This is a genomic window from Clostridium frigidicarnis (assembly GCF_900111985.1).
GTDB classification, from domain to species: Bacteria; Bacillota; Clostridia; order Clostridiales; family Clostridiaceae; genus Clostridium_Z; species Clostridium_Z frigidicarnis.
The window spans coordinates 68725-81865 of record NZ_FOKI01000001.1; the positions used below are offsets into that span (position 1 = coordinate 68725).

12 protein-coding genes are annotated in these 13141 nt (G+C 28.8%); 1 reads left to right on the plus strand and 11 read right to left on the minus strand.

All coding sequences use genetic code 11. The features are described from left to right. Position 1 precedes the first annotated feature (1 nt). The 6 genes from BM119_RS00285 to BM119_RS00300 form a co-directional block, all read right to left on the minus strand. The gene (locus BM119_RS00285) at positions 2–937 is read right to left on the minus strand and encodes a SagB family peptide dehydrogenase (protein ID WP_090037528.1); all 936 of its coding nucleotides are present in this window, start codon (positions 935–937) and stop codon (positions 2–4) included. Positions 938–1068: 131 nt separating this feature from the next. Further along, a complete protein-coding gene (locus BM119_RS19530; RefSeq protein WP_143087276.1) occupies positions 1069–1227 on the minus strand; it encodes a streptolysin S family TOMM toxin in 159 nt (52 codons plus the stop codon). 101 nt (positions 1228–1328) lie between these two features. Then, the gene (locus BM119_RS19535) at positions 1329–1484 is read right to left on the minus strand and encodes a streptolysin S family TOMM toxin (RefSeq protein WP_143087277.1); all 156 of its coding nucleotides are present in this window, start codon (positions 1482–1484) and stop codon (positions 1329–1331) included. Positions 1485–1559: 75 nt separating this feature from the next. Next, positions 1560–1718, minus strand: coding sequence for a streptolysin S family TOMM toxin (locus BM119_RS19540; RefSeq protein WP_143087278.1), 159 nt, complete (start codon positions 1716–1718; stop codon positions 1560–1562). 399 nt (positions 1719–2117) lie between these two features. After that, positions 2118–3170: a hypothetical protein gene (locus BM119_RS20150; RefSeq protein ID WP_242948249.1), complete on the minus strand. Its 1053-nt coding sequence runs from the start codon at positions 3168–3170 to the stop codon at positions 2118–2120. 464 nt (positions 3171–3634) lie between these two features. Further along, a complete protein-coding gene (locus BM119_RS00300; protein WP_090037531.1) occupies positions 3635–4036 on the minus strand; it encodes a hypothetical protein in 402 nt (133 codons plus the stop codon). 596 nt (positions 4037–4632) lie between these two features. Here BM119_RS00300 and lexA point away from each other — a divergent pair. After that, positions 4633–5244, plus strand: a complete 612-nt coding sequence (lexA, locus tag BM119_RS00305; protein WP_090037534.1) for a transcriptional repressor LexA — start codon at positions 4633–4635, stop codon at positions 5242–5244. Between the two features lie 514 nt (positions 5245–5758). Here lexA and BM119_RS00310 read toward each other — a convergent pair. The 5 genes from BM119_RS00310 to mutS all read right to left on the minus strand — a co-directional run bounded on the left by BM119_RS00310 (position 5759) and on the right by mutS (position 13040). After that, positions 5759–7039 (minus strand): methionine gamma-lyase family protein, encoded by a 1281-nt coding sequence (locus tag BM119_RS00310; protein WP_090037537.1) that lies wholly within the window; start codon positions 7037–7039, stop codon positions 5759–5761. Positions 7040–7131: 92 nt separating this feature from the next. Then, positions 7132–7377, minus strand: a complete 246-nt coding sequence (gene hfq, locus BM119_RS00315; RefSeq protein WP_090037540.1) for an RNA chaperone Hfq — start codon at positions 7375–7377, stop codon at positions 7132–7134. 59 nt (positions 7378–7436) lie between these two features. Then, positions 7437–8366, minus strand: coding sequence for a tRNA (adenosine(37)-N6)-dimethylallyltransferase MiaA (miaA, locus tag BM119_RS00320; protein ID WP_090037543.1), 930 nt, complete (start codon positions 8364–8366; stop codon positions 7437–7439). Positions 8367–8379: 13 nt separating this feature from the next. Beyond that, positions 8380–10305 carry a DNA mismatch repair endonuclease MutL gene (mutL, locus tag BM119_RS00325; protein ID WP_090037546.1) on the minus strand — a complete coding sequence of 642 codons (1926 nt, stop codon included), beginning with the start codon at positions 10303–10305 and terminating at the stop codon, positions 8380–8382. A 65-nt stretch (positions 10306–10370) separates the two neighbouring features. Continuing rightward, a complete protein-coding gene (gene mutS, locus BM119_RS00330; protein WP_090037549.1) occupies positions 10371–13040 on the minus strand; it encodes a DNA mismatch repair protein MutS in 2670 nt (889 codons plus the stop codon). Positions 13041–13141: the final 101 nt, after the last annotated feature.

Here is a 13141-nt window from a genome sequence, read left to right on the forward strand (position 1 = left end):
TTTATTTCTCTCCCTCAGTTCCTACAATAGTCATATGAATAAGATGTTTGTTTAATCCATCTATATTAAGATCCTTTTCAACTATGTGTTTTACGTATCCACCAATATCACATACTCCATAACCCAAACTACTTGAGACCAGCTGAATATTTTGTGATAGTTGTCCTGCTTCTAAAAATCCAAATGCTGCTCCTATATTTCCGTATTTTCTTGAGTTAACTAAAAGGTTATAAACATAAAAGAAAATAAGATTTACATTAGAAACATCTATCATAGCAAAATCTGCATAGCTATTTACATCTGACATGGTCTCTCTTTTAGCAACTAACTTTATGCTATGTGATTCAGGATAATATTCATATATACCATCTTCTATTTTATCAATATTCCTTGCAGAGAAATATAGGGTTACAGGATATAAACCTCCACCAGAAGAGGTATTTCTTAGGGTTAATTTAAGCTCATCTTCATAGTAATCCAGTTTTACTTTATCTATAGCAGATACACCTTGAGTATAGAAAAGAAGATTACTTAGGTTTTGAAGGCTCATTTTCTCATCTTTATAACATCTAACACTTCTTCTATTAATAATTGCATCTGATAAATTTACTCTGATTTTTTTAGGTTTAGGTAATTTTATTGAATTTTCAAGATCCTCACCTAAAGATTTCTCACTTAAAGTTAATAATCCACCTGACTGATAAAATTCACCAGCAGTCATTCTATTTCCAACATATTTATTGTTCATAGAAAAATTCAAAAGATATTCTTCGCTACTAAATCTATTTTTCGAAAAAATTCCTCCATTTATAGTGTTACTATGCATTTTAACAACAACACTATCACAGTATTGAGATAAGCCAATATATTGAGTATTGAAATGATAAATTTGAGGTATCTTTTTTATGCGTATTGATTCACTAGTAGTTGTATCCATTATAATCACCTCGCCATCTTTCTTTGGTTATAATATGTAAACAGTATATTTTCTAAAAGTATTAGATTTTATTATTAAATAGTCTATATTGTACCTATAATTATGTAGGTACAATATAGACCTAACAATACCTATTTTTGAGGATTATTTGTTACTGTATTGCTACCACCAGTGTTTATAGTGCAACAACAACAACAGCATGTACAACAGCAGCAACAACCACCAGGTGCTAAAGTTACATTGTCCTTAACTAAAGATGTATTCATTGTGTTTTTTTCAAAGTTAATCATTTTGAAATCCCTCCACTTTTTCATTTTTATAAGATATTAGAATTACTAAAATTAAAAGACATAGAAATTAAAAATTTTTATTTATTATTAGGGGTTATTTATTATTGAGGATTATTTGTTACTGTATTGCTACCACCAGTATTTATAGTGCAACAACAACAACAGCATGTACAACAGCAACAACAACCACCAGGTGCTAAAGTTACATTGTCCTTAACTAAAGATGTATTCATTGTGTTTTTTTCAAAGTTAATCATTTTGAAATCCCTCCTTTTTGATTTTTATAAGACATTAGAACTATTAAACTTAAAAGACATAGAAATTAAAAAAGTTTATTGTTGAGAATTATTTGTTACCCCATTGCTGCAATTGATATTTATAGTTGAACAACAACAACAGCATGTACAACAACAACAACAACCACCAGGTGCTAAAGTTACACTGTCCTTAACCAACGATGTATTCATTATACTTTTTTGAAAACTAATCATTTTGAAATCCCTCCATTTTAAAAAATTTTAGTTTTTTGCAAAACCGTATAAAATTGAAATTGTCGGTCAGCGCTAAACTAAATTGGTAAGCCATCTTTTATATTTATTATATATATAAATACGTTATAAACCGTAAATATGTAGTAAACACATGTTTTTTCATCTTAAACGCTTAAAAACTTTAGCTGTTTTATCATGAACGCTTGATATTTTGTCATGAACGCTATTTATAAAATAAATTTTTTCATTATAAGTACGTTATAGATTAAAGCAATATATAAATATCCCCCTACATTTACTTTCTAAATCTATAAAAAAAGGATTAAGAGATTGTCTTCTCTTAATCCTTTTAAAATTCACTATTTAATCCAATCAATGGGTTATAGGAATATATATATTTCAACTCTTAAGTCTTTGTAATGCACCATTTGGTCTAGGTATGTTATTAATATCAACTTCTTTAATCTTACAATAATGATCTAAAAACTCTTTTGAAAGTTCTTCTTCTAAAGTGCCTTTTTTTATTTCACAAATTTTCTTAAGTACCTGAGCTGATTGAACATCTGTTAAATATCTATGCATACCACTTCCAAATAGAATTTTTTCAGGCTTAGTAGAATTAAAATAATAATCCCAAAACTTCACTTTTTTAGCTTCATCAAGGGATAATTGTATTCTATACTTAGAGTTTGCTCCAACATACCCTTCTTCTCTATTACCACCCTCATAGTTTTCATCTACTAAAAACACGGCAAAAATAAATCTATCTTTGTCTTTAGCATGTGGAAGTCTTGTTGTGAGTAATGCTAAACTATTTGAACTAACATTTCTTAAAGTCATTGGTTTTCCTTTATTCAAACCGCTTTGAGTAATGCCTGCATATGCACGCCAAAATTCCAACATTTTACTTTCATAGCATATAAGACTATCTTCTTTATAAAGGTCATTTAATTCTTTCCTTGTCATTTCATTATTCAAATACTTATAACATTGAGAACCTGAACTACAACACCATATATGCTTTGCTACATTAATATTATATTTGATTAAGTCATCACTACAAAGACCTTTAAACCCAACTATTTCTTCACTATTTCCCCCATCACAATAAGTACACTTAAAAGCAATATTATTCCTATCAGAAGTTTTTATATTAGTGCTTTTTGAACATCTTACCTTATCAGATTTTGATTTTATGGCCATTGCTACTTTTTCTTCTTTAATCCTTTTATCCTCAGCTTCCTTTTGAATAATTACATTTTTATCTTCTTCAATTTGCTTTAAAAAAGATTTTTTTTCTAATTCTAAAAATGGACCAAAAGCAGATGGATAGGTAAACTTCTTTTCTAATTCACCCTCATCAAATAATACTGTTACATAATTATTTACAAACTTTACTATTTGACCTCTGCCAAAAAATTTATGATTGACGACTTCGCCACAAAGTTCCAATTCTACACCCCCAACAATAATTTTATAAAATCAACTGTTACATAAAAACCCCTATATTATATAATTAACTTACCTCATATTTTCATCTAAGAATATAGTGTTTATCTAAAGATTACCCTAGTGTTTTACAGAAATATCTAAGATAATAAGATTATCTAAAACCTTATTATAGAAATTTAATCATACGGTTAGTAAATTAAGTCTATTGTATGAATTTTGATATTATCTGTAATTTACTATTACTTTTAAAGCAACGTCAAGTTAAATTATACCACAAACCACGATTTAAATAATGTTTACACTATAATTAGATTGTTTCCATTGAATCAAATGCTGTAAAAGATGTTGCTCTTATTATTCCAGTTCCAATAATTAATGCTAAAAATTTATTCTTAATTTATATTATCTCCTTTTACTCATGATAAAAAGCCCTTGAAAAATCAAGGGCTTAATTATAAATATGTTTATTTCTTCTTTTTTAAAACTCTAACTCCAGGGAATAGCTCATCAGTCATCTCATCTAATGAATCCTCATCAGATATATCTAAATCCTCTAAATACTCTATATGTTCAAAGGCATCCTCATATTCTTCATTATCTAAAGGTTCATCAACATAAGAATCTAAGTCTATGCTTTCATCTTCCATATAATCTTCTTCGTTGTCTTCATTTTCAAGTCTTAAATTTTCAAACTCAGCTTTAAGCTCTTCTTCAAGGACTTTATTCTCCTCTAAATCCTTAGCTATATCTTCTATTTTTATAGCTCTTATATCTATTCCAGCATCTTCTAAGCATTTTCCACAGTTATCGCATAATTTCTTTGAATATATATCACAGTAATCCTCTTCGGTATATTTTTTATCCATATAAACACCTCTACTCTTCACTAAAAATCAAACTAAATTATATCAAAGTAATGATAAATAAGCAAATCATGATTTCTTGTACATTAACATATAACTCCATCTACATTAAATTTATAATTAATTACTACAAGTCATACTAAGATTATGTCTTGTTAGCAGGTTTATTATACCATTAATTTCTATATAAGATATATAGCTAAACACATAGAGTGAATTGTTCCTTGGTATTTTGTTAAGGTATATCTATAATATATTATTAATGATATTTATATCCTTTTGGTATAAATATGTTGTTTTATCCTTGAACCTTTGAATCATAAGGGTTTATAGAGGTTTATTCGTAAATTAAATGTGAAAAAAGTGCCATTTTTACGGGGTCTGAACATATGTTCTTTAGCCTTGTTTTCAATAAAAATAAGACGATTTCAATGGATATTTAATAATATTAGAAAAAATAATATACAGTATTTTGAAATCTAAGCTTAATTTTTAGTATAATCCTGGTGTGAAAATGCCCTTTTAAAGGTAATAGAACATAAGTTTGCTATATGGTTTATGCTATGATATAATAGCTTTAATATAGCGAGGTGAAAGTTATGGTAGACATTAAAGATAAACAATATGAGATATACGAGTTTTTAAAGAGATACGTTCAAGATAAAGGGTATCCACCATCAGTAAGAGAGATATGTGTAGCTGTTTCTTTAAAATCAACATCAACAGTGCATGGTCACCTTAAAAAGCTGGAGGAAAAAGGATTTATCAGAAGAGATCCTACAAAGCCTAGAGCATTAGAAATTATGGGAGTAAACAAACCATTATCTAAAGAAATGCTTACTATACCTATAGTTGGCAAAGTTACTGCGGGGCTTCCTATTTTAGCACAGGAAAACATAGAGGATGAATTTACAATTCCATCAAGCTTTATAAAGCATGATAAAGAGCTTTTTATACTTAAGGTAACTGGTAATAGTATGATAGAAGCTGGAATACATGATGGAGATCTTGCCATAATTGAAAAGACCTCATATGCCAAAAATGGGGATAAGGTTGTTATTTTAATTGAAAATGAAGCAACTCTTAAAACATTCTATAAAGAAAAAGATCATTATAGACTTCAGCCAGAAAACAAAACTATGGAGCCTATAATAGTAAAGGAATGTTCTATACTTGGCCAACTTGTTGGAATATATAGAAATTATGTATAGTAAATATTAAAAAAGCTGGTATGTGCAAAATAAATTGCGTATACTAGCTTTTTTATGTTTTTTAATAAAAGATAGGGTTAAGCATTAGCAAATTATCTGATGAACAGTTAGTATTGTTGGTATAAAAAATTTATATGGCGTTAAAAATTCCAATTGTTTCAACGCTTTGAGTTATTAGAATTTAGCTATCAATGCTTTTTTATAACTTAGAATAATATGTGCAACTAGCTAATTTATGTTGCTTATACTCACATATTTTTATACTTAAATTGCATATTCTTATAATAATAAAAGTACCTTAATGAAAATAGAATGATAAGCGTTAGTAAACTATCAGATAAACCGTAAGTATTCTTAGTGAAAAAAAGCATTGGTTCCGTTAAGAATTTCAATTGTTTGAACAACGTGAGTTATTGAAATTTAGGAAACAATGCTTTTTTACTTTAGAATACTAGGTGAAATCTGCTTGTTTACGGTGCTTATCATTCTATCTTCATGTTTAGCTGAATTTACTTTATTGAATTATCTTTGAAAGAGCTATAAGAACTCCTATTTTTCCGTGATCAAATGTTAATCCACCTTGAAGGTAAGCTATAAAAGGCTCTCTTATTGGTGCATCAGCAGAAAGTTCTATAGAAGAACCTTGTATAAATGCTCCAGCTGCCATTATAACTTTATCTGTATAACCAGGCATAGCCCATGGTTCACACTGAACAAATGAATCTATTGGAGATCCCTTTTGTATTCCCTTACAGAAGTTTATTAACTTTCCTTCGTCATTAAATTTAATGGCTTGTATTATATCACTTCTTTTATCATTATACTTAGGCATTACTTCAAATCCTGCAAGTTCCATTATTCTTGCACAGAATATAGCAGTTTTAACCGCTTCCATAGCAGTATGTGGTGCTAAGAATAATCCTTGGAATAATGATCTCATAACTCCAAATGTAGAACCACACTCTCCTCCTATACCAGGGATTGTTAGTCTATATGCAGCTTGTTCAACATATTTTTCCTTACCAACTATATATCCACCAGTTGGAGCAATTCCTCCACCAATGTTTTTGATTAAAGAACCTGCTATTAAGTCAGCACCAACATCTGTAGGTTCTCTATCTTGAATAAATTCTCCATAGCAGTTATCTACAAATACTAAAACATCATCTCTTAAAGATTTAACAAAAGATATAACCTCTTCAAGTTCTTCTATTAAAAATGATTTTCTCCATCCGTAGCCAGTAGAACGTTGAACATGTACTAGTTTAATTGATTTGTCTTCTTGTAAAACTTTTTTAATTTTATCAAAATCAAACTTTCCATCTATTAAGTTTACTTGCTTATACTTTACACCATACTCTTTAAGTGAACCTATGTTTTCTTCTCCACTTATTCCTATTATATTATGTAAAGTATCATAAGGAGCACCTGAAATACAAACCATTGTATCATTAGGTCTTAAGTTTCCCATTAAAGCACAACCTATAGCATGGGTTCCGTTAACAAAATGAGGTCTTACTAAAGCACTCTCTGCATTAAATATTCTTGCATAAACCTTTTCCAAAGAATCTCTACCAATATCTCCATAACCGTATCCTGAAGAATTAGTAAAGTGTGAATCACTTATATGTTCTTCTTGAAAAGCAGCTAATACCTTTAATTGGTTTAACTCTCTTATTTCATCATATATTTTAAATTGTTCTTCTACATCATTTATAGCCTTTTCATATAAACTAATTGTAGCGTCATTTATCTTATATTGCTTAAAAAGCAAATCTTTAGTAGCTTGTAACATTACATTTCCTCCAACACAATAAAATATTCTCTGTATATATTATCACATAAAAAAAGAATAGGCAAAAATAATTACCTATTCTTCCTTTAATTTTATGATGATTGATTTTCGGTATTGTTATTAAAAAGAATTATTTTAGCTGGATTTATAGTGCTAATGGCATGTTTATATATTAACATTTGCTTTCCATCACAATCTAAAACAACTGTAAAACTATCAAAACCTTTAACATAACCCTTTAATTGAAATCCATTTGTTAAGTATATAGTAACTGGAATTTTATTCTTTCTAGCTCCATTTAAAAAAATATCCTGTAAATTATTAGCCGTCTTACTCATGCCAATCCCTCCTTAATTTTTAGAACTTTTAAATTATATAGCTAATTAAATTATACAACCTAAGTACTACTTATGTCATCTCTTATTTTGCTTATAATTTCTTCTTTTGTCAAAATATCCTTGTCTAGATACATTACCCTAGGGTCTTTTCTAAACCAGGTAAGCTGTCTCTTTGCATAGTTCCTAGACCCTTGTTTTATCATGTCAGCAGCTTTTTCTAAAGATATATCTCCATCTAGGTAGTAAAGCATTTCTTTATAGCCTATACCCTTCATAGATTGCATATGAGCTTCACATCCCATATCTTTAAGGGTTTTAACCTCTTCAATAAGACCTTTTTCCATCATAATATCTACTCTTAGGTTAATTCTTTCATAAAGCTTACTTCTATCCATAGTCAAAACATAATATCCTAAATCATAAGGTATATTGTATATTTCATTTCCAGCATTATAGGAACTAAAAGGTTTCTTTGTAATTTTATAAACTTCTAGTGCTCTTATAACTCTTTTAACGTTGTTTTTATGAATTCTTTCAGCACTTATAGGATCAACTTCTTTTAGCATATTATGGATATAGTCATTTCCTTCTTTTTCACTTAGTTTAGTTAAGTATTCTCTATATTCTTCATCTTTATGTCCCTCAGTGAAAGTCATATTACATACTAGGGAATCAATATAAAGTCCTGTTCCTCCAACAATCATTGGAAGCTTTCCACGGGAATATATATCATCTATTATTTCAGTAGCTTTTTCTTTAAAATCTGCCACAGTGAAATCATCTTTAGGATCTACAACATCAATCAAGTAATGCTTAACTCCATCCATTTCTTCTTCAGTAACCTTTGCAGAACCGATGTCCATATGCTTATATATTTGCATTGAATCTGCTGAGATTATTTCTCCGTTTAAAAGTTTAGCAAGTTTAATTGAAATATTAGTTTTACCTACAGCAGTAGGTCCACTTAAAATCAAAAGTTTTTTCTTCATATCTATTTTACCTCTATTGTATTCTTTTAAATCTTTTCTCTATTTCATATAAATCCATTTTTATTATTGTAGGTCTGCCATGTGGACAAGTAAAGGGTTCATCTATATATCTAAGTTTTTCAAGCAAGTGCTCCATTTCATCTAATGTTAGGGAATCATTTGCCTTAATAGCAGCTCTACACGCCATAGAAGCTATTTTGTTAAACTTAATATCTTCTTTTTTACCAGAACCTAAGTTTTTAATATTATCAATCATATCCATGAAGAAATTCTTAAGGTCTAACTTTCCTAATACATAGGGAACTTCCCTTATGGTAATAGAAGTATCTCCAAATTCCTCTATATTAAAACCTGATTTTAAGAATATTTCTTTATTTTCTTCATATATACCAAAATCATCTAAAGAAAGCTCGAGTAAAAGAGGAACTAAAAGAGGTTGACACACAACTTTACTATTTTTAATTTCATTTTTATACCGTTCAAATAGTATTTTTTCATGGGCTGCATGTTGATCTATTAAATATAAGGCTTCATTATATTCAGATAATATATATGTTTTGTTAAATTGGCCTATTATCCTGAAATAAGGAAACTTAGGTTTTATACTTTCATCTACATTTACATTTTCTTTAGAATCACTTTGCTTTATTTCTTCAGTAGTATGTTCAATGTTTTCACTTAAAGGTTTAACATAAGTATTAGTTTTTACTTGAGATGTAGCGTTATATAAATCATTATTTGTATCTTTATCATTAAGTATATCCTTATATGTTAATCCCTCTTTATTGTGAGGATTTAAATCCACTGGTATATTAACACCATCTAAAGGTTTATCATTCTCTTTTACTTTCATAGAATTATCAATCTGATGAAAATAGTCTATAGGTTCAACTTTCTCTGAATTATTATTTTCACTTGTATGTTCTTCATCTAATGAAAAATTGTCCTCTAAGGATTTTCTAAGAGCTTTATGAACACTATCAAATACAACCTTAAAGATAAGTCTATCGTCTCTAAACTTTATTTCTGCTTTTGTAGGATGAATATTAACATCTACAAAGTCAGGAAATATATCAATAAATAATATGAAGAATGGAAATTTGTTAACTGTTATGAAAGACTTAAATGCATTTTCAACAGCTGTAGCTATTAATCTATTTTTAATAAATCTATTGTTAACAAAAATACTTTGATAATTTCTACTGCCCCTAGCTATCTCTGAATTACCAATGTATCCATGAACAGATAAGATATCAGTAAGTCCTTCAAAATAAGTAAGATTTTCTGATATGTTTTTTCCATATATAGCTCTAACAACATCTAATATATTGCTATTACCATAGGTAGTTAAGGTTCGTTTACCATTATTTATTAATGTAATACTAATATCTGCATTGGCTAAAGATATTTTACTTACAATTTCATTTATTAAAGCACTTTCTCTAGAAGAACTTTTCATAAACTTTTTTCTTGCAGGCACATTAAAAAATAAATCTCTAACTTCTATTATAGTACCTACATTACATCCAGTATCTTTAATATAATTTATTGTTCCACCCTCTATATAGATTTCACGTCCAAATTCAAACTCCTCTATTCTTGAGAAAAGCTTGGTTCTTGAAACAGAAGCTATACTTGCTAAAGCCTCTCCCCTAAAACCTAAAGTATTTATAGAAAAAACATCTTCTATATCCTTTATTTTACTTGTAGCATGGGGTAAAAATGCTCTTTCTACATCGTCAGCATGTATACCTGATCCATTGTCTATTATTTTAATTAGTGTTTCTCCACCATTTTCAATTTCAACTGTTATTTTTGTTGCATGAGCATCTATGCTGTTTTCTATTAATTCTTTTACTACAGAAGAGGGTCTTTCAACCACTTCCCCTGCAGCAATCTTATTTGATGTTTCTATATCTAAAAGATTTATTCTTTTCAAGGTTTCTTAACACTCCCTTGCATAAGGTATACTCAAGAAAATAACTAATGAATATTATAATCTAGTTATTTTAAATTTTTAGCCTTTTTAACTAAATCAAATAATTTATTCATAGCGTCCATTGGAGTCATATTTAATATATCTATTTCTTTTATTTCATCTAAAAAATTATCTTCAGCAACATCCATAAAAGATATTTGAGTTGATTCTTTAAAATCTACTGCTATTTCATTTATAACAGTACTTTCTTTTGTTTCTACTGCTTTTTCTAAAGTAGGTTTATATTCTAATATTTCATCATTTTCTTTTATAGAAGAAACATTAACTTTATTATTCTCATGTTTTTCTTCTAAATCTTTTAATATTGAATTGGCTCTAATAACAACCTCTTTAGGAAGTCCTGCAAGTTTTGCAACCTCTATACCATAAGATTTATCTGCCCCACCCTCTACAATCTTTCTTAAGAATAGAATACTGCCATCTATCTCTTTTACTGATACAGAGTAGTTTTTAACTCCTTCTAAGGTGTTTTCAAGATCAGTTAACTCATGATAGTGAGTTGCAAATAAGGTTTTACATTTTAAATCTTTTTTAGAGCATATATATTCTATTACAGCCCAAGCTATACTTAAGCCATCATAGGTACTAGTTCCTCTACCAACCTCATCTAATAACACAAGACTTTTGCTTGTGGCATTATTTAATATGTTGGCAACTTCCCACATTTCCACCATGAAGGTACTCTTTCCACCAGATAAATCATCAGAGGCACCTATTCTTGTAAAGATTTTATCACATAGGGATATTTCTGCATAACTTGCAGGAACAAAACATCCTATTTGTGCCATAAGAGTTATTAATGCCACTTGTCTCATATATGTAGATTTACCTGCCATATTAGGGCCAGTTATTATAAGAAGCTGATTATCATCCCTATTTAAAAGTGTATCATTGCTTACAAAGGTTCCTTGTGGTATAACCTTCTCAACAACAGCATGTCGCCCATCCTTAATATTTATATTATCATTTAAATTAACTATAGGTTTAACATAGTTATTATCAAGAGATACCCTTGCAAAAGATAATAAGCAATCAAGTTCAGCTAAAATTTTAGCACTACTTTTCATTCTGCCTATTTCTTTTTCAATATTATCTCTTATCTCAACAAACAATTTGTATTCTAAAGAAATAAGTTTTTCCTCAGCACCTAGTATTTTTTCTTCTACAGTTTTAAGATCTTCTGTTATAAATCTTTCTGCATTGGCTAAGGTTTGCTTTCTTATATATCTTCCCTCTGGAATAGAATTATAATTTGCTCTACTTATTTCTATATAGTAACCAAATACTTTATTGTACCCAACCTTTAATGATTTGATTCCTGTAAACTCTCTTTCCTCAGCTTCTAGAGATGCAATCCATTCTTTTCCGTGGGTTTTAGCATTTCTAAGTTCATCTACTGCTTCGTTATATCCATTCTTTATTATATTACCTTCTTTAACAGATAAAGATGGAGTATCTTGTACTGAAGTATCTATTAATGAATATATATCTTGAAGTTCATCTAAATTTTTAAACATGTTATTAAGAAGAGGGCTAGAAAAGTTTTCAAGAAGACTTTTAACCTTTGGTATATTTCCTATAGAATTTTTTAATGACATAAGTTCCTTGGCATTAACACTTTTAGCAGCTATTTTACCAAGAATTCTTTCTATATCATATACATCTTTTAAGCTATCCCCTATGTCTTCCATTAATCCTATATTATTTAAGACTTCTTCAATAGAATCTAATCTTTCATCTATTAAATCCTTATTTATAAGAGGCATTTCTATCCATCTTCTAAGGGTTCTACTACCCATGGCTGTAGAGGTTTTATCTAGAACATGTAGAAGACTTCCTTTTTTTCCTTTGTCTCTAATGTTTTCTGTAAGTTCAAGATTACGTCTAGAATTTATATCTATTGTCATTGTATCTGTAATATTATAAAACTCTACAGAATTAATATTAGAAAGAGCTAATTTTTGAGTTTCTAATATATATGTAATTAAGCCTTTATTTGAAGGGGTATCATAGCAATCATCAAAACACTTAAAAGTATCTTTTAAAAGTTGGAGATTTTCCGTACTATTAAAATAATTCTCGTGTCTTTCAGTTGTAGACATACCGAAGTCTTTTAATCTTTCTTTAACATCATTATTTATATTTGAATTTAATAAGATTTCACTTGGCTTAAATTTAGATATTTCATCATATATAAGTTCTAAAGAATTTCTAAAAGATGTGCTATAAAATTCTCCAGTGGAAATATCAGCAAAGCTTACAGAGATAAATTTATCCTCTGATATGTAAAGACTCATTATAAAATTGTTTTTACATTCATCTATAAAGCTTTCATCAGTAAATGTTCCAGGAGTTATAACTCTTATAACATCTCTTTTAACTATACCCTTTGCTAAAGCTGGGTCTTCCACCTGCTCGCATATTGCAACTTTATAACCTTTATTAACAAGCCTTCCTATATATGAGGTTGAAGCATGAAATGGTATTCCACACATGGGAGCTCTTTTTTCAAGGCCACAGTCCCTACCTGTTAAAACAAGCTCAAGTTCTTTAGATGCAGTTTCAGCATCTTCAAAAAACATTTCATAAAAGTCACCTAATCTAAAAAATAGTATACAATCCTTATATCTTCCTTTTATTTCAAGATACTGTTGCATCATTGGAGTTAAATTCATTATTTATTACCACCTTTATGAGAATATATGTTACAGATGCCAGTCATCAGATAAAAAGCTCTTATTATTTTTTATAAGAGCTTTTTAAACAGTGACCTTTT

Excerpts from the sequence above, each read along its gene's own strand:
- hfq (WP_090037540.1), bottom strand. The coding sequence starts at position 7,377 with ATGAGTAAGACGGCTAATAATTTACAGGATATTTTTTTAAATGGAGCT.
- BM119_RS19530 (WP_143087276.1), bottom strand. The coding sequence starts at position 1,227 with ATGATTAACTTTGAAAAAAACACAATGAATACATCTTTAGTTAAGGAC.
- BM119_RS19540 (WP_143087278.1), bottom strand. The coding sequence starts at position 1,718 with ATGATTAGTTTTCAAAAAAGTATAATGAATACATCGTTGGTTAAGGAC.
- miaA (WP_090037543.1), bottom strand. The coding sequence starts at position 8,366 with ATGAAGAAAAAACTTTTGATTTTAAGTGGACCTACTGCTGTAGGTAAA.
- BM119_RS00285 (WP_090037528.1), bottom strand. The coding sequence starts at position 937 with ATGGATACAACTACTAGTGAATCAATACGCATAAAAAAGATACCTCAA.
- BM119_RS00310 (WP_090037537.1), bottom strand. The coding sequence starts at position 7,039 with ATGTTACAAGCTACTAAAGATTTGCTTTTTAAGCAATATAAGATAAAT.
- mutS (WP_090037549.1), bottom strand. The coding sequence starts at position 13,040 with ATGAATTTAACTCCAATGATGCAACAGTATCTTGAAATAAAAGGAAGA.
- lexA (WP_090037534.1), top strand. The coding sequence starts at position 4,633 with ATGGTAGACATTAAAGATAAACAATATGAGATATACGAGTTTTTAAAG.
- BM119_RS19535 (WP_143087277.1), bottom strand. The coding sequence starts at position 1,484 with ATGATTAACTTTGAAAAAAACACAATGAATACATCTTTAGTTAAGGAC.
- BM119_RS00300 (WP_090037531.1), bottom strand. The coding sequence starts at position 4,036 with ATGGATAAAAAATATACCGAAGAGGATTACTGTGATATATATTCAAAG.